General features: G+C 38.0%; 25 protein-coding genes, 1 pseudogene and 1 riboswitch. Of the genes and pseudogenes, 21 read left to right on the forward strand and 5 right to left on the reverse strand.

Annotated features, from left to right (window positions below):
* Positions 1 to 270 precede the first annotated feature (270 nt).
* From CD33_RS19050 to epsC, 6 genes are all read left to right on the forward strand, one after another.
* Positions 271 to 1,632 (forward strand): aspartate kinase, encoded by a 1,362-nt coding sequence (locus tag CD33_RS19050; RefSeq protein WP_036203908.1) that lies wholly within the window; start codon positions 271 to 273, stop codon positions 1,630 to 1,632.
* Between the two features lie 181 nt (positions 1,633 to 1,813).
* Positions 1,814 to 2,344: a tubby C-terminal domain-like protein gene (locus CD33_RS19055; protein ID WP_036203911.1), complete on the forward strand. Its 531-nt coding sequence runs from the start codon at positions 1,814 to 1,816 to the stop codon at positions 2,342 to 2,344.
* Between the two features lie 16 nt (positions 2,345 to 2,360).
* Complete coding sequence (locus tag CD33_RS19060) at positions 2,361 to 2,588, forward strand: hypothetical protein (protein WP_036203913.1); 228 nt, start codon at positions 2,361 to 2,363, stop codon at positions 2,586 to 2,588.
* Between the two features lie 54 nt (positions 2,589 to 2,642).
* Entirely contained in the window at positions 2,643 to 2,870 is a 228-nt protein-coding gene (locus CD33_RS19065) for a hypothetical protein (RefSeq protein WP_036203916.1), read from the forward strand.
* A 146-nt stretch (positions 2,871 to 3,016) separates the two neighbouring features.
* On the forward strand, positions 3,017 to 3,985 hold the full coding sequence (locus CD33_RS19070) for a 2-hydroxyacid dehydrogenase (RefSeq protein WP_036203918.1): 969 nt from the start codon (positions 3,017 to 3,019) through the stop codon (positions 3,983 to 3,985).
* Positions 3,986 to 4,143: 158 nt separating this feature from the next.
* On the forward strand, positions 4,144 to 5,040 hold the full coding sequence (epsC, locus tag CD33_RS19075; protein WP_036203921.1) for a serine O-acetyltransferase EpsC: 897 nt from the start codon (positions 4,144 to 4,146) through the stop codon (positions 5,038 to 5,040).
* A gap of 79 nt (positions 5,041 to 5,119) precedes the next feature.
* Here epsC and CD33_RS19080 read toward each other — a convergent pair whose 3' ends face one another.
* Complete coding sequence (locus tag CD33_RS19080; protein ID WP_036203924.1) at positions 5,120 to 5,320, reverse strand: hypothetical protein; 201 nt, start codon at positions 5,318 to 5,320, stop codon at positions 5,120 to 5,122.
* 143 nt (positions 5,321 to 5,463) lie between these two features.
* Here CD33_RS19080 and CD33_RS19085 point away from each other — a divergent pair, with 143 nt between their 5' ends.
* Together CD33_RS19085 and CD33_RS19090 are read left to right on the forward strand one after the other, a co-directional pair.
* Positions 5,464 to 5,856: a MarR family winged helix-turn-helix transcriptional regulator gene (locus tag CD33_RS19085; protein ID WP_036203927.1), complete on the forward strand. Its 393-nt coding sequence runs from the start codon at positions 5,464 to 5,466 to the stop codon at positions 5,854 to 5,856.
* On the forward strand, positions 5,853 to 6,200 hold the full coding sequence (locus CD33_RS19090; protein ID WP_036203932.1) for a DUF3147 family protein: 348 nt from the start codon (positions 5,853 to 5,855) through the stop codon (positions 6,198 to 6,200). Before CD33_RS19085 ends, CD33_RS19090 begins: the two co-directional genes overlap by 4 nt.
* Positions 6,201 to 6,295: 95 nt before the next feature.
* Here CD33_RS19090 and pdxR read toward each other — a convergent pair whose 3' ends face one another.
* Positions 6,296 to 7,660 (reverse strand): MocR-like pyridoxine biosynthesis transcription factor PdxR, encoded by a 1,365-nt coding sequence (pdxR, locus tag CD33_RS19095; RefSeq protein ID WP_036203936.1) that lies wholly within the window; start codon positions 7,658 to 7,660, stop codon positions 6,296 to 6,298.
* Between the two features lie 94 nt (positions 7,661 to 7,754).
* Here pdxR and CD33_RS19100 point away from each other — a divergent pair, with 94 nt between their 5' ends.
* Positions 7,755 to 8,342, forward strand: coding sequence for a GNAT family N-acetyltransferase (locus CD33_RS19100; protein WP_036203938.1), 588 nt, complete (start codon positions 7,755 to 7,757; stop codon positions 8,340 to 8,342).
* A gap of 282 nt (positions 8,343 to 8,624) precedes the next feature.
* Here CD33_RS19100 and CD33_RS19105 read toward each other — a convergent pair whose 3' ends face one another.
* Complete coding sequence (locus CD33_RS19105; protein ID WP_036203942.1) at positions 8,625 to 9,122, reverse strand: GNAT family N-acetyltransferase; 498 nt, start codon at positions 9,120 to 9,122, stop codon at positions 8,625 to 8,627.
* Between the two features lie 83 nt (positions 9,123 to 9,205).
* Between CD33_RS19105 and CD33_RS19110 the strand changes: the two genes are divergently transcribed.
* The 5 genes from CD33_RS19110 (at position 9,206) to CD33_RS19130 (ending at position 12,966) form a co-directional block, all read left to right on the forward strand.
* Complete coding sequence (locus CD33_RS19110; protein WP_036203945.1) at positions 9,206 to 9,652, forward strand: MarR family winged helix-turn-helix transcriptional regulator; 447 nt, start codon at positions 9,206 to 9,208, stop codon at positions 9,650 to 9,652.
* A gap of 72 nt (positions 9,653 to 9,724) precedes the next feature.
* Positions 9,725 to 11,089: an NAD(P)-binding domain-containing protein gene (locus tag CD33_RS19115; RefSeq protein WP_052130347.1), complete on the forward strand. Its 1,365-nt coding sequence runs from the start codon at positions 9,725 to 9,727 to the stop codon at positions 11,087 to 11,089.
* A 16-nt stretch (positions 11,090 to 11,105) separates the two neighbouring features.
* A complete protein-coding gene (locus CD33_RS19120) occupies positions 11,106 to 11,333 on the forward strand; it encodes a hypothetical protein (protein ID WP_036203947.1) in 228 nt (75 codons plus the stop codon).
* Between the two features lie 435 nt (positions 11,334 to 11,768).
* A complete protein-coding gene (locus tag CD33_RS19125; protein ID WP_036203952.1) occupies positions 11,769 to 12,194 on the forward strand; it encodes a VOC family protein in 426 nt (141 codons plus the stop codon).
* A 64-nt stretch (positions 12,195 to 12,258) separates the two neighbouring features.
* The gene (locus CD33_RS19130) at positions 12,259 to 12,966 is read left to right on the forward strand and encodes a DNA alkylation repair protein (protein WP_036203955.1); all 708 of its coding nucleotides are present in this window, start codon (positions 12,259 to 12,261) and stop codon (positions 12,964 to 12,966) included.
* 89 nt (positions 12,967 to 13,055) lie between these two features.
* Here CD33_RS19130 and CD33_RS19135 read toward each other — a convergent pair whose 3' ends face one another.
* Positions 13,056 to 13,253, reverse strand: a complete 198-nt coding sequence (locus tag CD33_RS19135) for a YwbE family protein (RefSeq protein ID WP_036203958.1) — start codon at positions 13,251 to 13,253, stop codon at positions 13,056 to 13,058.
* Positions 13,253 to 13,444: a hypothetical protein gene (locus CD33_RS19140; RefSeq protein ID WP_036203960.1), complete on the reverse strand. Its 192-nt coding sequence runs from the start codon at positions 13,442 to 13,444 to the stop codon at positions 13,253 to 13,255. Before CD33_RS19140 ends, CD33_RS19135 begins: the two co-directional genes overlap by 1 nt.
* Before the next feature lie 727 nt (positions 13,445 to 14,171).
* Here CD33_RS19140 and CD33_RS20985 point away from each other — a divergent pair.
* The 7 genes and pseudogenes from CD33_RS20985 (at position 14,172) to CD33_RS19175 (ending at position 18,402) form a co-directional block, all read left to right on the forward strand.
* Positions 14,172 to 14,393, forward strand: a complete 222-nt coding sequence (locus tag CD33_RS20985) for an ArsR/SmtB family transcription factor (protein WP_140422927.1) — start codon at positions 14,172 to 14,174, stop codon at positions 14,391 to 14,393.
* Complete coding sequence (locus CD33_RS19150; RefSeq protein WP_036203966.1) at positions 14,380 to 15,078, forward strand: SRPBCC domain-containing protein; 699 nt, start codon at positions 14,380 to 14,382, stop codon at positions 15,076 to 15,078. Before CD33_RS20985 ends, CD33_RS19150 begins: the two co-directional genes overlap by 14 nt.
* 262 nt (positions 15,079 to 15,340) lie before the next feature.
* The gene (locus CD33_RS19155) at positions 15,341 to 15,898 is read left to right on the forward strand and encodes a DUF5412 family protein (protein ID WP_036203969.1); all 558 of its coding nucleotides are present in this window, start codon (positions 15,341 to 15,343) and stop codon (positions 15,896 to 15,898) included.
* Between the two features lie 102 nt (positions 15,899 to 16,000).
* Positions 16,001 to 16,047, forward strand: a riboswitch (PreQ1 riboswitch).
* A gap of 122 nt (positions 16,048 to 16,169) precedes the next feature.
* Positions 16,170 to 16,670, forward strand: a complete 501-nt coding sequence (gene queF, locus CD33_RS19160) for a preQ(1) synthase (protein ID WP_036203972.1) — start codon at positions 16,170 to 16,172, stop codon at positions 16,668 to 16,670.
* A gap of 95 nt (positions 16,671 to 16,765) precedes the next feature.
* On the forward strand, positions 16,766 to 17,455 hold the full coding sequence (gene queC / locus CD33_RS19165) for a 7-cyano-7-deazaguanine synthase QueC (RefSeq protein WP_140422928.1): 690 nt from the start codon (positions 16,766 to 16,768) through the stop codon (positions 17,453 to 17,455).
* 164 nt (positions 17,456 to 17,619) lie between these two features.
* A pseudogene (locus tag CD33_RS20845) lies at positions 17,620 to 17,832 on the forward strand (7-carboxy-7-deazaguanine synthase QueE); the annotation flags it as partial.
* Between the two features lie 30 nt (positions 17,833 to 17,862).
* Positions 17,863 to 18,402 (forward strand): VUT family protein, encoded by a 540-nt coding sequence (locus tag CD33_RS19175; protein ID WP_036203979.1) that lies wholly within the window; start codon positions 17,863 to 17,865, stop codon positions 18,400 to 18,402.
* The last annotated feature ends 213 nt before the right edge of the window (positions 18,403 to 18,615 follow it).

Here is an 18,615-nt window from a genome sequence, read left to right on the forward strand (position 1 = left end):
TACACGGTTTTCTTTTCCTGTGGATTTCTTTGGTTTTAGGCAATTATGCTTTCTTGAAATTAGATGTTACATATTATATATTGACTCAATTAAAGAACATGCATCCTTCAACACAAATTGATAGCGCCTATCTTTTTTCGGGTCCGCTATATGATGCAAATATTATCAATATCTATAAATAGTCTTGACGTCTTAGTGTAAAATTTGTACACTGTGAACAATCAATTGTTTTTTCGGGAAATACAATTTTAATAGTAAGGATTTGGTGAAATGATTGTATGTAAATTTGGTGGTACATCCGTTGCTAACGCAGAACAAATTAAAAAAGTAGCAAATATAGTAAAATCCAATCCTGCAAGAAAGATCATTGCAGTATCAGCTCCAGGTAAACGTTTCGGCGACGATATTAAAGTAACGGATCTGTTAATCGAATTGGCTGATGCAGCACTTCATAATGGTAATGTAGTGCAAAAACTACAGGTTGTTGTGAACCGCTTTAAAGAAATTGCGGATGACCTTGGTCTCGACAATACAATCTGCGAAGTGATTGCAAAAGATATGCAAGAACGTATCGCATACGATAAATCAGATGAATTTGTATTCATAGATAATATTAAAGCCAGCGGGGAAGACAACAACGCGAAACTGATTGCCGAGTATTTCAATTCTATTGGAATGCCTGCAAAGTATGTAAGTCCGAAAGATGGTTTAGTATTGAATGATCCTCCGGAGCGTACGTATGCACTCCCTGAAACATACGATAATCTGAAAGATTTGGCGAATGGGGAAGAAATCGTTGTATATCCCGGATTCTTCGGCTATACAAAAGATGGCACTTTACGTACATTCGACCGTGGCGGCTCTGATATTACGGGGTCTATTTTGGCGGCAAGCGTTAGGGCGGATCTCTATGAAAACTTTACCGATGTTGACTGTGTGTTTTCGGCAAATCCTAAAGTTGTGAATGATCCTGTAGGCATTTCGGAAATCACTTACCGTGAGATGCGCGAATTATCATATTCAGGGTTTTCGGTATTCCATGATGAAGCATTGATGCCCGTATATAAACTGGGGATACCTGTTAATGTGAAAAATACAAATAACCCTGCTGCACCAGGAACGAAAATACTTCCAACACGTACCCTGACAGGACGACCGGTGACTGGAATTTCTGCAGATAGCAATTTTTCAATCCTATATGTTTCAAAATACCTCATGAACCGTGAAATTGGTTTCGGTCGTAAACTTCTTCAAATTATTGAAGAGGAGCGAATTTCATACGAGCATACACCTTCCGGACTGGATGATATATCTATTATTATTCGTTCAAATCAACTGACGGAAGAAAAAGAAAAAAGAATTGTATCACGTGTTAAAGAAGAATTGCATGCGGATGATGTTTACTTCCGTCATGGAATTTCGATGATTGTCATCGTTGGCGAGGGTATGCGCAACAATACTGGGCTTGCTGCTCGTGCAGCAGCGGCGATTTCCAGAACTGGTGCAAATATCGAGATGATTAACCAAGGATCTTCTGAAGTAAGTTTGGTATTTGGTGTTCTTTCCCAAACAGAAAATCAAATTCTTCGTGCACTATACGATGAGTTTTTCGCTCCCATTACAGTAGGCTAGGAAAACCCTGGCGCTGTCGGTAGGTTCTACAGTTTATGAGCTGTAGAACCTTTTTTTAATGTAAATCACATGTTTAAGGCTAATTTTCGAGTTATTTTAAATTAAGGGTTGTTGAAGCTTTAAAAAAGTTGAAATATCTACTACTATTATGAATGATAATGATGGATTGGGTGGGGATAGAATGAAAACATATACATATTGCCATCCGGAAGCAATCGAATATACGGGGGATATCCCGATTTTAAATGAAACTGGCGAGGTTGTTGCTTATTCCAGACGCATCTATGATAACTTTTTAAAAAAGCGATTTGATGAAATTTTTGATTTTCGATATTTTTTAAAATATGATGTGCTCGATTATGATGGTGAAAAGCTTTTTACGGTGAAAAAAATCAGTAGAAGAGGAAAGCTATGGTTCGAAGGAATTGAAGCTGAGACCAAGAAAAAATATATCATATCATACGAGAATTGGCGCATAGGGCTTCCGACACTTTATATTACAGACCACAAGATGAAAATCCAGCTTGAAAAAGAATTGGAAGATTGGTCAAAATTTCTGCTTAATCAAGAAGAGATAGCGCGATGGAAAGCTGAATATTGCGAAACTGAAGGGGAATTTCATATGACATTGCAAATCAATGACAACAGCCCAATTCAACAACCGCAGTTTTTTATAGCAATATGCCAGGCGACGTTATTTGTCGGGGCATAAGGAAGGGGATGTAGATATGAAGGTGATCTTTGTCATAACGGCAACCGGAGAAGAAGTGCTGGAAATGGTTTCAAATGATGTGGCTGGTTTGCTCGCTGCAGTCCAAGGGGAGAATGTGACATTCCCTTTTGGGAGCTTTAAATATGATTTTCATACTTTGGACCACTATTTAGAAGATTCTGTGTATCGACAGGAACTAGTCGTATATTTAAAGGGAGATAGCAATGTCGCAACCACGCTGTAAATTTGATTTGCAACGGCATTGATAGAGAGGTTTTTTGAAAGTGAGAGGGAATCGGTGATTCAGCTTTTTTTCATTGGCATTATACTTTATGCCATTTTGTTTTTATTGGCAAAAATGAATGTATTTAATGGGGTAACCCGTTTGCTTGCAGTGGTAAATTCTATAGTAATAATTGTTTGTGTTATTTTTATACTTGTAAAAACAGGGCTAATCCGAATGCTGGCAACGGCGATTAGCTTCCTGTTGATTAGATTGTCCGAGTGGATCAATTCGTTGATTTAATTAAATGAAAACCGTTTCCTTATGTATGGGACGGTTTTTTCTTGTTGACTGACTTTTTTCGGTACCGCTAAACATCAAGAAACCAAATGTGGTTTCAATGAGGAAATTGCTGTAAGATGGTAAAAAAGAAAAGGGTGTGAAAGAAAATGAAGATTTTATTTACTCGTTTAATTCAATCTCCTCTATTGGAGCAAATTTCTAAACAATATGAAGTAGTCATGTGGAATGAAGAAAATAGTGTCATGCCAAGAAATGAATTGTTGAAAGAAGTAGCGGATGCCGATGCTATTTTTACTAATTTGACGGACCGATTGGATGCTGAATTTTTTGAACATGCCAAGAGGTTGAAAGTTGTCAGTACGATGGCCGTTGGTTTCGATAACATTGATTTGCAGGAGGCAACAAAGCGCGGAATACCAGTTGGCCATACACCGGATGTATTGTCGGAAGCTGTGGCGGAACTTGCGTTGACACTGATGTTTGCTTGTGCCAGACGCGTCGTTGAAAGCATGCAATTTATTAAAGAGAACAAATGGGAAAGCTGGGGGCCTTATTTATTTGCAGGTCAAAAAATCTCGGGGGCCAAGTTGGGGATCATTGGAATGGGGCGTATCGGAAAAATACTTGCTAAGCAGGCAAAAGCACTAAATATGGATGTCATTTATACGAATCGACGTAGGGATGAGAAAGCCGAAAAGGAACTGAACGTTGAGTATCGTGAATTGGATAGCCTTTTAAAGGAGTCCGATTATGTAGTCATGCTCACTCCAGCTTCAAATGAGACCTACCACATGATGGGATATCGGGAATTCTCCCTGATGAAAGCGACAAGTATTTTTGTTAACGTTTCAAGAGGATCTACAGTAGATGAGGCTGGTCTATACCAAATTTTGAGAGAGAATAAAATTTTTGCGGCTGGTCTGGATGTTTTCGAAGTAGAACCAATTCAGCAGGATCACCCTTTGCTCTCATTGGATAATGTCATTGCGTTGCCGCACATTGGCAGTGCCACTAAGGAAACAAGGGATAAGATGGTTGAAATTGCATTAAAAAATATCTTGAATGGCCTAAACAATGAGCGATTATTGCATACAGTAAACAAAGAAGTGTACTAATAGTAGAGCTTCATCTTTGCGCATGTTGCCAATTCAGAATATTGGCAATAGCGAATAAAGTTATTTGGATTCTTTCAAATCGAAGTTATTTACTTAAGACTAAGAGTGTCTTAGAATAAAGACAGACTAGAAAAGTCCGTAAAAGGGGGAAAAGTAAGATGAAATTGAATGATTGGCTGAATAGTGAAATACCCAATATTTCAAAATCACTTGAGGATATACATAAAGATTATTTTTCGATTGATAAGACAATCGGTTTTGAAGGACAAGAGACAATTTATAGAATATTGCGGAATTTCCGTTCTGCGCTTTTCCCATGCTTGTGTGATAAAATCACATTTGATGAAACAAGGTTGAACATTACAATCGGCAACAATTTAAGAATGTCCGCTTTGAATCTTAAAGATCTAATTGAAAAGGTACTTCTGAATGATAGCGATACTCCATTGAATCAAATAACGTCAAGGGCTGAAGAGATTGTCATGAACTTGATCAATAAGTTCCCGGAACTTCGGAGAATGCTTCAAACAGATATCCAAGCAGCATATAACGGGGATCCGGCAACTACTTCAACGGAAGAAATCTTACTCAGCTATCCATCGATCCAAACAATGTCCATACACCGAATTGCGCATGAACTGTACAAAGAAGGTGTGCCAGTGATTCCAAGGATTATGTCGGAATATGCACATCAATTAACAGGCATTGATATTCACCCTGGTGCATCCATCGGGGAATATTTCTTCATTGACCACGGAACTGGGGTTGTTATCGGGGAAACGTGTACAATTGGTAAAAACGTAAAGATATATCAAGGCGTTACTCTAGGGGCAAAAAGCTTCCCGCTCGATGAAAACGGAAATCCTATCAAAGGGATCAAGCGCCATCCGAATATTGAAGATAATGTAGTTATCTATGCCGGTGCAACGATTCTTGGTGGAGATACAACCATTGGCCAAAATTCGGTTATTGGAGGGAATATCTGGTTGACGCAATCCGTACCAGAAAATTCACGAGTGTACCAATCTCAACCTTTACCCAATATTAAAAGTTAAATAACTTTACTAAAAGCCTGTTGGAAAATCCATTCCTGACAGGCTTTTTTTATAGCAATCCCATAGAGTTAAGAATTTTCTATGCCATGCCACCTTGATTATTGTCCATATTTTTAATTACATCTTTCATCGATAGCTTTTTAGAGTTGTTTTTTCCCGGATGCTCAACTGTAATAAGACCAAATTCCTCATCTTTACTGAAACGAACTTCTTCATTGGAAACATCTATTGGGCTTTTGCTTTTCGTGTTGAATTCGCCATTTTCTTGATTGTTTGTCATACATTCAGCTCCCTTCATTGACTAATATGAGTATTTTATATCAGCTTTATGTACTAAGTAACTTATATTAAGTAAAAAACTTCTTTATTTTATATCGGTTAATACGATATAATCTGTTTAGACGATATAAAAAGAGGTGTCTTATGGAGCTGAACAATTACTTTACAGATATTTATTACTATCTTCACCCAACACACGAACAGACAATTTCCCACCAAAGCATTCGGATATTGCAAATGATCCAGAAAGAACAGGAAGTTACTGTTCGCTTTGTGTCAGATGCGCTAAACATATCCCACAATACCGCGTCCGAACACGTGAAAAAGCTAGTGAAAAATGGATGGATCATTAAAAAACGGTGTAATGTGGATCAACGAAAAGTGATCTTGGAGTTATCGTCCAATGGGTTACTAATAGTAAAACAAAACACAGAATTAGATGAACTAAAATTACAAGCTGCTTTGAACAAGTTAAGTGAAACGGAAAAAAAGCAGGTGATGGATGCTTTTCGTTTACTAAGCGGGGCAGCAAAATGATGGTTTGGATGAAACTCTTAACCTCTGCTCTCATTATTGCAACTGTCACTGAATTAGCCAAAAAATTCCCTCTTTATGGGGGAGTGATTGCGGCACTGCCATTAATTAGCCTGTTAAGCATCTTTTGGTTAACAATCCAAGGAGAAACAGCCAAGCAAATTCAAACGTTCACTATGGGTGTCATTATCGGGCTGCCAGCCACAATTGTCTTATTGCTGGTAGTTTATATCATGATAAAACATTCATACTCCATTGTTTTGGCGCTGGTAGCTGGAATCATTGCCTGGAGTGTTTTTCTGGGGATTCAAAAATTGCTGTTCGAGCATTTCAATATTCACTTTTAGCGTGGAGGAAATAGACCCTCCAATTGAATAGTGTGGAATCCAACCCAAATAGATGATTGGATTCAAGCCTGCTAATTCATATGGGGGTGAATCGTTTATTGTTTGCTTTTCCATTGAGAAGCCAGCAGGGATACAGCTTCTTCAATTACGGCATATGGGATAGCTCCGTAGCCGATCATGACGCAATTATCCACCGGATTAAGCTGATAGGAGCTTGAAATGGGATCAAGAGCAATACCGACATCTTGGGCAAGTTTTATGGCATTCCATTCATTCAAAGATTTGGGTAACCTCAAGACGATATGAAGACCTGCATCATCTCCTATGATTTCATAATCCTCTCCTAGATGTGACAGAATACTTTCGATTAGCTTTTGTCTTTTTTTGCGATATAATGTCCTCATTTTGGCAATATGCTTTGTATACAAGCCATTTTCCATAAACTCCGCGATCACAGATTGATCAATTTTGGAGACGGTTGTTTTGTGATTGCTATAAAACGAATTAAACCCATCAACAAGAGATGTGGGTAAAATCATATAGCTGACTCTGATTGAGGGCATCAATGTTTTCGAAAATGTTCCAAAATAGATGACTCTTTGTAGTTGATCAATTTGTGCTAAAGGGGGAATGGGACTTCCTTTATAACGGAATTCAGAATCATAGTCATCCTCGATTAGAAAAGCATCGTTTTCTGTCGCCCATTTGAGTAAATCAATTCTTCTTTCAAATGGCATCACGCCCCCCAAAGGAAATTGATGGGCAGGGGTAATGTAGTAATACTGGCAGGCATTTTCCGGAATAGCCGCCCCTTTTTCATCAATGGGCACATATTGGATATTGAGTTGATTTTGTTGAAAAATTGCAGAGGCCCTCCTGAACCCAGGTTCTTCAATAGCTACATTCACGTCTCCGAAATACCTGCACAATTCATTTAGTTGATGTTGGGTACCGCTATACAGATAGATTTGCTCGACGTCGCAAGTGAAGCCTTTTGATTTTTTTATGTATAAGGCAATTTGCTCCCGCAATGACCATTCACCTTGCCATGATCCATTAGGTACAATGTCGGAGTTCAAATGTTTTTTATATAATTTTAACCAATCCTTTAAAGGGAACGCTTGCTGATCGACTTGCCCATTTTTAAAATTGTAAAGAATTTCTTGGACTGGTTGCTCCCTCTTTTTTTCCTCTTCATAAATCGGCTGCTCCCATTCCGAATCATAAGGGGATATGTAATAGCCAGACCGCTCTACGCTATAAATATATCCCTCACTTGCCAACTGCTCGTAAGATTCTTTTATCGTATGGATACTTACACTTAGATTTGTGGCGAGTCTTCTTTTGGAAGGTAGTTTTTGATGTGCGGCTAATGTTTGATTGATAATCCTCTGTTTGATCTGTTCATAAATATCCAGGTACTTTGGCTGTTTGTTTGAAAAGATAATGGGAATGTCCATATTTTGCCTCCTTTTTGGTATGGTTGAATGCTTCGTTTTTGGTACTTTTTATCGTATCAAATTTACGGTTAACTTGAAATAGGGAGGGAATAAAATGAAACCAATAATTCATCTAGAAAATGAAATAGTTCGCTTAAGACCTATACAGGAAGAAGATGTGGAAGGTATCCTGAATGCTGCAAACGATCCCGGGATCTGGGAGCATATGTCGGTGTCGTTATTAACAAAGGAAGCTGTTCAAAACTATGTTGAGAAGGCTATTAAAGAAAGGACGGCAAATCAATCCTATACATTTGTCATTGTGAAAAGTGAAACGAATGAAATTATAGGGAGTACATCCTTTTTGGATATAGCCGAAAACCATAAGAGGGTCGAAATAGGATCGACGTGGCTTGCTCCAAAATATTGGCGAACAGATATAAACACGAATTGCAAATATCTTTTATTAAAATATTGTTTTGAGGAGTTGGAGCTTAATCGAGTCCAAATCAAGACAGGGCACGAGAATATTCGCTCCCAGAAAGCAATCGAACGACTTGGGGCAACAAAAGAGGGTATCCTGCGCAATCATATGATCCGCAAAGAAGGAAAAATTCGGCATACGGTGATGTATAGCATCATTAAGGAAGAGTGGCCAGAAATTAAGGAGCGGTTTTTACAAAAGCTGCTGCAGTCAAATTAAAAATGGACTATTAGAGTACGTATAAGATAGTACACTCTTACCAAATCCAATCTGACTTCGAAATCTTATTCATCTGGAATGCTTCACAGGCCATGCGCCAGCTTTTACAAGGAGGGGGCGATAGAACAAAATTCACTAGTTTTCCCCTCCATGTAAAGTGGTACATACCAATCGATTATAAAAGACGGATATCCTTAACCAAGCTTGTGGTTTTTATGAGGTATTTTTGGGGCAGAACTTTTAGGTTGCCATAATTATTTGGAATTTATTAATAGCCATTACTCATTCTCCAATGGATTGGCTTCTTCTTTCTAATAGCAAGTTATCTTTCCAGATGCCATTTAGTTTACCGATTTTTTCACGGATGCCTACAATTCTAAAACCGTTTTTCATATGTAATTGAATACTTGCTTCATTGTCCGGAAAAATTTTGGCCTCCAAAGTCCAGAATCCTTCAGCTTCCGATTTTCGAATCAAATTAGTAAGCAGTAAATTGCCAATACCTTTCCCTTTTGCACCTGGGTGCACATAAATGCTCAACTCTCCAACGCCTGAATATACTTTTCTCGAAGATGCTGGAGTGAGCTTGCACCATCCCAGTACGAATGAGTCTTCTTCGGCAACCAAGGAGCATGAAGGATTTGCATTACCTAACCATAGTTCAAATGAAGCGGGGGATTGTGTTTCAAAAGTGGCCAACCCTGTCGCAATTCCTGCTTCGTAAATGACTTTTACTTGTTCCCAATCATTCTTTGTAACTTCCCGTATCCTGATTGACATAATACCTCCAAATGAATAATTAATATAATATATACTTGCATTATACAACTAAAATGTGTATAAATAAACCAAGAGGTGAAAAAATGGAAAACAAACGTGAAATTTTCCATGTGCTAACGAGAAGATTGGGTTTATTGGATAAAAATTGTTGTGCTGTAGGGAACTTTGAAATTTCGATAGTTCAGAGCCACATCCTTTATGAAATCGATAAACACTTTGAACCATCCATGCAACAAATAGCAGAAATACTGGCAATCGATATAACGACATTTAGCAGGCAAATTCAAACACTCGTTAAGATGGATCTTGTGAAGAAAACACCGTCAACGATTGACAAACGGGTATCAATTTTAAGCTTAACAGTGCAAGGGAAATTTGTGGCAACGAATATTGACCATTCGATGAATGCATATTTAGACGAGGTTTTTTCGCATTTGAACGAGTTTGAGAGAGAAACTGTTCTTCGTTCACTACAATTATTAAATGAAGCCATGTCTAAATCCTCTGTTTGTTGTAAACCGTTGTATTAAGCAAGAGAAATCTTGCTTTAATTTTTATCTAATAGTTGCAGTATGCAAGTAAAAATAACTGGGGGTTGTATAATGAACAATTTTGGAAAAAACAATGAGAAAGCAAGATATTATAGTACATCAAATTTAGAGGTTAGTTCTTCTGTGGTGAAACATGAAGACGGCAACAATCATTTGCCTGTGGCCGTCATAGGTGCGGGTCCCGTTGGATTGGCTGCAGCGGCTCATTTAGCCTATAGTGGCCAGAATTTTATCCTCTTGGAGTCCGGTTCTGGTGTCGGAAGCAACATAATCGAGTGGGGACATGTGCGTCTCTTTTCACCTTGGAAGTACAATATCGATAAAGTTGCCAAAAAGATGCTGCAAAAGATAGGGTGGCAAGTACCGTTGGAGGAGGAACTTCCAACCGGGAATGAGCTGGTGCAAAAATATTTAATTCCTTTATCAAATTTACCTCAAATTCAAAGGAATCTTCAATTGAATACTAAAGTCATCTCCGTAAGCAAAAAAGGTTTCGATAAAATGAAAAGTTCTGGTAGAGAGCAAACTTCTTTTATTCTCTATATTGTACAGGAAGGAAGCATCAGAAGAATCGAGGCAAAGGCCGTGATTGATGCTACAGGCACTTGGAAGCATCCGAACCCTGTGAATGCCGATAGCATTTGGACAACAGAAGAAAGAGAATTTGAAGATCGAATCTTCTATGGTATACCCAATATTCAAGGTCAACACCGTGAACGCTATATTGGCAAAAAAGTTGCCGTGGTGGGTGGTGGTCATTCAGCAATCAATACAATACTGGAGCTTGCGCAATTAGGTGACAATATCGAGATATACTGGGTGATGAGAAAGAAAAATGTTGAGCTTGCTTATGGTGGGGAAGAAAAAGACGAACTCAAAGCTAGGGGAGAATTAGGAAGTCGTATCCACCAACTAGTTGATAGTGGCCAGGTAAAAGTGTATACGCCGTTCATGATTCATAAGTTAGACCGAAAAAACAATGGCATTGAACTAAGGGGAGAATATAAAGGCAAAGATTTTACTCTTTCAAAAATTGATGAAATCATTACGAATACTGGGAGCAGACCGGATTTCTCATTTTTGAGGGAAATTCGATTGAATGTGGATTCAATTACCGAAAGTGTCGGGGCACTATCCGCTTTAATCGATCCTAATCTTCATAGTTGTGGCACAGTTCGCCCTCATGGCGAAGAAATACTAAGACAGCCAGAGAAAAACTTTTATATTGCAGGAATGAAAAGCTACGGCCGTGCGCCAACATTTTTAATGGCTACAGGTTACGAGCAAATCCGCTCAATTGTTTCTTATCTTTCAGGCGATATCGAAGCTTCAAGGAAAATAGAACTTGAATTGCCAGAAACGGGTGTTTGCAGTATCAACTTGGAAAATAAATTCAACTCGACTTGTTGCAGTTGATTGGGAGGCAACTATCATGGTTGTTAATAATGGAGGCAACTTATCGAAGGAATATTTCATTGCTTATCTCAAACTTATCATGATTGCAAAGAACTGTTCATTCGACGAAGCGCAAAAATTTATTGTGGAACATTTCTTTAATGGTGACTTAAATTCATTAGGAGAATATAGCTGTTCCAATTATTTGAATGCTGCTCGTGAATTGCAATCGATAAGGAGATGTTTCTTAGCCCCGGGTAAATGATAATGGGTTTTAGAAGCTATAGAAAGCAGTTCAGTTCCTGTGAATACAAGGTTTAATTGCCGATAGAATCTGGCCAGAAATAATAAAAACCCGGAATAAATTCCGGGTTTGATTACACTTACATCATGTTATCCACGACACACTGCCTCGCTTTCGCATAGAATCTTAAGATAAACCTAAGAAAACCGTGCTTTAGCTATTCAGTTCAATGTTCTTTAGTAAAAACAATGAATCCCAGTCATCGGGTTAACCCTCCTAATCATTGGAGTTGAAGTGAAATCATTTATAGTATAGGCCGATTGAAAATTTCTATACATTTTTTTATCACAATTAAAATAGGTGAAAATGGACATGATATTTATGGTAATCTACTTGTATTATGCAGTACCATTTCAAATTAATGCTGTCTTGAATCCAAAACATGAGGTGTAGTGAATGATATTAGGTGTACATGCTTATATTCGGCTGAATGGCAACGCGAACGAAGCGATACGATTTTATGAAAACGCACTAGAAGCCGAAAATTACGGGGTTCAAACATATGGTGAGTTGCCTGAAAATCCACATTTCCCTCTGACGCAGGAAGCAAAAAATCGTGTTATTCATGCACAATTAAAAATCAATAACTCCTTTCTGATGCTGTCTGATATTTTGCCTAACCAACCATACCAACCCGGTTCACAGGTGGAGGTGGCAATTATTCTGGAGGATATTGAAAAGTCGAAAGAGGTTTATGGAAAGCTTCTAGAAGGCGGCGAAGAAATCATGCCCATTCAGGAAACTTCCTGGAGCCCCGCATATGGACAATTAAAAGATAAGTATGGTGTGACATGGCAAATTTCCACAATTATAATTAGCTAATTAACTATCGAAAATGGGCTTCTTTTTTTGAGTGGCCTTTATTTAGGAAGGAAGTGCAGATAGATTGGATGCAAAAACAATTTTGGCGGAATTAGAAACTCTGGGCAAGGAAAGAACGAAAAAAACTTACATAAGTAATGGGGCACATGAACCTCTATTCGGTGTGGCAACAGGTGCAATGAAACCACTTGCCAAAAAGGTCAAAAATGAACAGGATTTAGCCGAACAGTTATACGCCTCGGGAAACTATGATGCCATGTATTTTGCGGGTATGATTGCCGACCCAAAAATCATGACTGAAAACGATTTTGAGCGATGGATCGATGGTGCTTATTTTTATATGCTGTCAGATTATGTAGTGGCAGTCACATTGGCTGAGACCAATATAGCACAAAAGGTGTCGGATCATTGGATAGAAAGCGGGGAAGAGCTTCGAATGTCGGCAGGCTGGAGTTGTTATTGCTGGTTATTTGGAAATCGTTCGGACTCTGAATTCGATCCAATCAAAATCACCAACATGTTGGAGCAAATCGAAAAAACAATCCACAACTCTCCCGAACGCACAAAAGCTTCGATGTGTAATTTTGTATATACTGCCGCAATTTCATACGTACCTGTCCATGAAAAGGCGGTTGAAATCGCAAAATCAATTGGAATTGTTGAAATCAAAAGGGAAAACAAAAAGAATAGTTTGATTGATACTTCCGCAAATATTCAAAAGGATCTTGATCGCGGAGCACTTGGCTTTAAAAGAAAGTATGTCCGCTGCTAGGTTGGCATAATAATATTATGTAAACAAAAAGTCGGTACAAAAATTAAGCATTCAAGAAGAGTATGAGATTCTTGAATGCTTTTTTAGTTCTATTTAGAATGTATTATTTGCACGCGACCAATTTGTCCGTCCGTTAGCCTCACTTTAATTCCGTGTGGATGGTTGGGTGAATTGGTTAGAATGTCTTTCACAATACCCCTTGTGAGAGTTCCGGTTCTTTGATCCTTTTTAAGAACGATATCCACGGCGGTACCAGGTTGTATATCTTTACGATTTTGCCCGTTCATTAAACACCCATTTTTCTACGGGTATTGCTGGCTTTTTTAGTTTGCTGACTTTTCATTTTTTGGCTAGATAAGTCGGTTTTCATTTTACCCTTACCACTGTTGGAGTTGTTCTTTTTATTCTCAAGCTGCTGCTTTACAAGCTCCTGCAAACTTTTCTTCTTCGGCGCTTCATTTTGATTATTTTCTGACATAGGTTTTCCTCCTTTTGGTAGCTAGTCAGTCAAGTATAATCTATTTTCACGCCTTTGGAAAGAAAGGACACAAGCTAAATCTTCAATGTAAAAAAGAAGATTGTCCAAAAGAAGGGACTTATTCGAAAAATCATGAAGAGGAGCATTGTCTAATAGAAGAGAGCTAATGGACAAATCTTCAATGTAAAAAAGAAAATTGTCCAAAAAAAAGTGTCTATTAGACAAATCGAGAAGAGAAGCAAGGAAATTGTCTAATAGAAGAGAGCTAATGGACAAATTTTCAATGTAAAAGAGAAAATTGTCCAAAAGAAAGTGTCTATTAGACAAATCGAGAAGAGGAGCAAGAAACTTGTCTAATAGAAGAGAGCTAATGGACAAATTTTCAATGTAAAAGAGAAAATTGTCCAAAAGAGGTGTCTATTAGACAAATCGAGAAGAGAAGCAAGAAACTTGTCTAATAGAAGAGAGCTAATGGACAAATTTTCAATGTAAAAGAGAAAATTGTCCAAAAGAAAGTGTCTATTAGACAAATCGAGAAGAGGAGCAAGAAACTTGTCTAATAGAAGAGAGCTAATGGACAAATTTTCAATGTAAAAGAGAAAATTGTCCAAAAGAGGTGTCTATTAGACAAATCGAGAAGAGAAGCAAGAAACTTGTCTAATAGAAGAGAGCTAATGGACAAATTTTCAATGTGAAAAAGAAAATTGTCTAATAGAAAAGCTTTGCAATTTCGCAACCAGCGATTAAAAAGCACTTAAAGATCTTAATGGAAGAAGGACTTATTAAAGAAAGAAAAAATGGAAAATATCGAGTTTACTCGTTGAATCGAACCTCGCTTCAATCTGCCTACAATGAAATGCTGCAATACATCGGTGATTTATTGGATGATCAACTTGTAAGTTTAAAAAATTATGTGGAAAAAGGGGAGTTTCCGGATGAACAACAGTAAGAAATCCGTAATGAGACAGATTGTAGTTGATGCACCTTTGGAAAAAGTATGGGATGCATTGACAAAGCCCGAGCATTTAAATCGGTGGTACACAAAAAATGCCGAAATTGATTTTCGCATAGGTGGCAGAGGGTACATGAATCATGGATGGGGAGCCACAACAGAAGGAATATTTACAGAAATCGATCCAATGAAATTTTTTATTCTTCAAAATGTTGATGGAGATTTTACTACCATTACTTCTTTGCAGAAAGTTGAACATGGCATTCAAGTAACGATTGAATATAAAGCTTCTTTTATTGGCGAGATGGAGCTATCGGATATCGAGAATATGTTGTTTGGTACAGGTCAATTTTTGCAAAACTTGAAAAGTGTTTATGAAACAGGCATCGATCACCGAGCGAACTACTGGAAAGCGTGGATTGGCATTATTCACACAACTGATCATGCCATTGAAGGGACTAAAGTTGTGGAAGTGAGGGAAGGATCGGCTGCCGCCATTGCAGGAATTGTTGAAAATGATATAGTTGTTGGAATTGATGGGGTGGCGATTTGGGACCATGCATCTTTTGAAAGAGCCGTAAATGAAAAAGCGCCTGATAGCACGGCAATTCTAACAATCCGGAGAAATAAGGAGAAACTACAGGTAGGATGTAGGGTTGAGGCGTACCCAGTCACTTACTGATTTTTACTATGTAAATAAGCAGCAAGTAAAAACAATGATGTGGCTATATTGCAAAACAGTGGAAACCTGAAAAAGGTTTCTTTTTTAGGAATACTCGCATGTAACTTTATTCCATATCATTCGTTTATAAATATAACGAATCAGAGTACAATTCAGCTAATTGAAAACATTGCTTTCCTGATTTTTCCCTGACACTGGTTTGTGATTTTTGAATGAAGTCTATGTAAGAGCTTCAGAGATAGACTGAGTTTTTGGAGGTACTATGAATCTTGTATTAAACGTAATTGGCTTTCTCATATTCATCGCTACAGGATTGTTGTATCTAATTTTAATCTTAAAGCTAATTCTGTTCTTTTTTAAGAAGCGGGATTTTCCCAAAAAGATGTTACTGGCTTCATTAAGCGGGACCGTCGTGTTTTTTTGCATTTTTGTCTATACAAATTACTTCTTCACTTTTGGCAATCTAAAAGGAGAACCGTTTTGGTTCCCCGTGGCTTCGCCGACGGGGCAATATACAGCCAATGCTTTTGCCAAGCCATATGGCGGAGCAACTGGGGGGGTAAAGATATGGGTTAACGTCATCCATCATGAAGAAAATGATCGCGTCCAAACGGTCTATTATAGTGAAGCAAAAGGTCATTTTTCAATGAGTTGGAAAGGGGAGGAGGTCCTTTCAATCAGCCATGGAGGGCAAAATTATCCGGATTCCGATAGGAGCATTGAATTGAAAATTGGCAAAGAAATTTACCATGAAAATGGATTGGCATGTACGAGTCTAATAATGGAAGATGAATATGAGGAATGCTATCAAAATCAATAAAAGGGTACTAAAAGCAACAAGTAATATAGGTTACTTGGAAAAATATATTGACTTACCCCATTATTTTCTATATTATTATGTAGAATAAAATGCCCGAACGAATCGGGAGAGGTTCATAGCTGATACCCTCTATAAAAAACTATGGAAACATGACATTATGCCATGTCCATAACAGGACGTGGCTTTTTTTCGTTTGTTGCCTATTTTTTTATAACGTTGGTTGTAACCTCTCTTGCTAATTGTTGGGAAACATTATCAAGGAGGTTTTTTTATGTCAGGCCGAAAAGATACAGAAGGCTTAAATGATTTAACATTATTGGGGAACCAAAAGACTCAATATGCGACTGATTATGCACCGGAAGTTTTGGAGGCTGTGGAAAGTCTGCATTCGAACCGTGATTATTTTGTGAAATTCAACTGCCCGGAATTTACTAGTCTTTGCCCGATTACAGGGCAGCCTGATTTTGCCACGATGTACATTTCATACATTCCCGATCAAAAAATCGTGGAAAGCAAATCATTGAAACTGTATTTATTCAGTTTCAGAAACCACGGCGACTTCCATGAAGACTGCGTAAATATCATTATGAATGATTTAATTAAACTGTTGGATCCAAGGTACATTGAAGTTTGGGGTAAATTTACACCACGTGGAGGAATCTCTATCGATCCATGGTGCAACTATGGAAAGCCTGGGACGAAGTATGAAGAAATGGCGGATTACCGATTGATGAATCATGATCTGTATCCGGAAAAAATCGACAATCGTTAATTAAATAGTCCTTCTTACAAGAAGGAAGAGGTTTTAGCTACCCTCTTAAAAAAACTAAGAAGAAACAGCATTTCTCTTAGAATGCTGTTTTTTTCATGAAAAAGGAGTTTTATAGGATGAAGCAAGAAAAAGCCGTCGTTGTATTTAGCGGTGGCCAGGACAGTACGACGTGTCTGTTTTGGGCAAAAGAACGTTTTTCAGAAGTAGAAGCAGTGACTTTTGATTATGGCCAAAGACATCGACTTGAAATCGAATGTGCAAAAGAAATTGCGAAGGAACTAGGTGTGAAGCATCATATTCTGGACATGTCCCTTTTAAGTCAACTGGCACCAAATGCGTTGACGAGAAATGACATTTCCGTGGCTGATGGAGAGAATGGGGAGCTGCCGTCTACTTTTGTCCCTGGTCGAAATTTACTTTTCATGTCATTTGCAGGAGTTTTGGCGAGTCAAGTAGGAGCAAAACACATCGTTACCGGAGTATGCGAAACAGACTTCAGCGGATATCCAGACTGTCGCGACATTTTTATAAAATCCTTGAATGTGACGCTCAATCTATCAATGGACGAAACCTTTGTGATCGAGACGCCACTAATGTGGCTGAACAAAACCGAAACATGGGGTCTCGCTGATGAATTGGGTGCACTCGATTTTGTACGTGAAAGAACATTAACTTGCTATAACGGTGTAATAGCAGACGGATGTGGACATTGTGCTTCTTGTAAATTACGTCAAAAAGGTCTAGAAACGTATTTAAGCACTCAAAAGGAGTTAAGTAATGGGTGAATTTCGAATTGTCGATCAACTGCTGAAAATAGATGTTGATATAGAACGTAGTCAATTAAAATATCACTCTGAAGCAAGACGGGGAATGGATGGGCTTTGAGTAAAAATCCCGTAATCGAGATTTTGGACCGGCCATTCAAAGTGAGGAAATGGGCGTGGGACAGAAGGCGATACATCTCGGATACCCAACACTTCCTTTTTACCTTCAAATTGGAAATGACAACATTGCAAACATTGACACCGAGCATTTGATCAATCACTTGTTGAAAAAATACGAATTACTGGTGGACAAAGTAGTGACTAGTGAGTACTTAAAAAATGTTAGAGTTTTGCCACAGCTGCATACGCTTATTTGCGGAAATCAAAGAGGCGTCTAAATAATATGTAAATTATGTAAGGAGAGACATATGAGAATTTTATTTTATTTATTATCAATTGTGATTGCCAACGTAGTCACTGCACGATTTGCTCCTTTGGAATTTGGCATGTTTATCGTTCCTATGGGGACATTATTTGTTGGAGCAACTTTCATTTTCCGAGATCTTGTGCAAAATAAATATGGCCGCGGTAAAACCTATGTATTTATTTTTACTGCTTTATTACTATCGGCCTTAGTTTCCTATTTCTTGGGGGACACTTTAATGATTGTTGCGGCATCGGCACTATCATTTTTAATTGCGGAAACGGCTGATACAGAAATTTATACTCGACTAAAACTGCCAATGGCATGGCGAGTATTTTATAGCGGTATTGTGGGAGGGCTATTGGATTCGGTTGTTTTCGTTATTGTCGGATTAAGTCCGCTTGGCGCAGGGTTCCTGCCATGGGAAGCCGTTCCAGCAGCTATTGTAGGGCAAGTAATCGTAAAAACGGTTATTCAAATGTTTGGTGCATTAATGTTGAATCAAATTCATGGGATGAAGAAGAAAGATATAATTACAGGGTAAAATAAATTAAATAGAACAACCTCCTGTCTTTCCTGAAGGAGGTTGTTCTATTTAATTTGTATTTTTCCTTCAAAGTAAATAGAACTGTAACTTATTCACAAAAAATACCAAGCTTTTAAATTATTATTTCCACTAAGTTTATATCCAATGTAGATAATTCTAGTATTATACAACTTCATTTATCGGACATTTTTCGTACATTTAGATAATAAG

Source organism: Ureibacillus sinduriensis BLB-1 = JCM 15800 (assembly GCF_000772955.1).
Classification (GTDB): domain Bacteria; phylum Bacillota; class Bacilli; order Bacillales_A; family Planococcaceae; genus Ureibacillus; species Ureibacillus sinduriensis.

Coding starts and splice junctions, on each gene's coding strand:
- CD33_RS19055 (WP_036203911.1), top strand. CDS start 1,814: ATGAAAACATATACATATTGCCATCCGGAAGCAATCGAATATACGGGG.
- CD33_RS19140 (WP_036203960.1), bottom strand. CDS start 13,444: ATGTCAGAAAATAATCAAAATGAAGCGCCGAAGAAGAAAAGTTTGCAG.
- queF (WP_036203972.1), top strand. CDS start 16,170: ATGTCAGGCCGAAAAGATACAGAAGGCTTAAATGATTTAACATTATTG.
- CD33_RS19060 (WP_036203913.1), top strand. CDS start 2,361: ATGAAGGTGATCTTTGTCATAACGGCAACCGGAGAAGAAGTGCTGGAA.
- CD33_RS19125 (WP_036203952.1), top strand. CDS start 11,769: ATGATATTAGGTGTACATGCTTATATTCGGCTGAATGGCAACGCGAAC.
- CD33_RS19070 (WP_036203918.1), top strand. CDS start 3,017: ATGAAGATTTTATTTACTCGTTTAATTCAATCTCCTCTATTGGAGCAA.
- epsC (WP_036203921.1), top strand. CDS start 4,144: ATGAAATTGAATGATTGGCTGAATAGTGAAATACCCAATATTTCAAAA.
- CD33_RS19050 (WP_036203908.1), top strand. CDS start 271: ATGATTGTATGTAAATTTGGTGGTACATCCGTTGCTAACGCAGAACAA.
- CD33_RS19090 (WP_036203932.1), top strand. CDS start 5,853: ATGATGGTTTGGATGAAACTCTTAACCTCTGCTCTCATTATTGCAACT.
- queC (WP_140422928.1), top strand. CDS start 16,766: ATGAAAAAGGAGTTTTATAGGATGAAGCAAGAAAAAGCCGTCGTTGTA.
- CD33_RS19155 (WP_036203969.1), top strand. CDS start 15,341: ATGAATCTTGTATTAAACGTAATTGGCTTTCTCATATTCATCGCTACA.
- CD33_RS19150 (WP_036203966.1), top strand. CDS start 14,380: ATGAACAACAGTAAGAAATCCGTAATGAGACAGATTGTAGTTGATGCA.
- pdxR (WP_036203936.1), bottom strand. CDS start 7,660: ATGGACATTCCCATTATCTTTTCAAACAAACAGCCAAAGTACCTGGAT.
- CD33_RS19175 (WP_036203979.1), top strand. CDS start 17,863: ATGAGAATTTTATTTTATTTATTATCAATTGTGATTGCCAACGTAGTC.
- CD33_RS19085 (WP_036203927.1), top strand. CDS start 5,464: ATGGAGCTGAACAATTACTTTACAGATATTTATTACTATCTTCACCCA.
- CD33_RS19135 (WP_036203958.1), bottom strand. CDS start 13,253: ATGAACGGGCAAAATCGTAAAGATATACAACCTGGTACCGCCGTGGAT.
- CD33_RS19105 (WP_036203942.1), bottom strand. CDS start 9,122: ATGTCAATCAGGATACGGGAAGTTACAAAGAATGATTGGGAACAAGTA.
- CD33_RS19080 (WP_036203924.1), bottom strand. CDS start 5,320: ATGACAAACAATCAAGAAAATGGCGAATTCAACACGAAAAGCAAAAGC.
- CD33_RS19115 (WP_052130347.1), top strand. CDS start 9,725: ATGAACAATTTTGGAAAAAACAATGAGAAAGCAAGATATTATAGTACA.
- CD33_RS19120 (WP_036203947.1), top strand. CDS start 11,106: ATGGTTGTTAATAATGGAGGCAACTTATCGAAGGAATATTTCATTGCT.
- CD33_RS19110 (WP_036203945.1), top strand. CDS start 9,206: ATGGAAAACAAACGTGAAATTTTCCATGTGCTAACGAGAAGATTGGGT.
- CD33_RS19100 (WP_036203938.1), top strand. CDS start 7,755: ATGAAACCAATAATTCATCTAGAAAATGAAATAGTTCGCTTAAGACCT.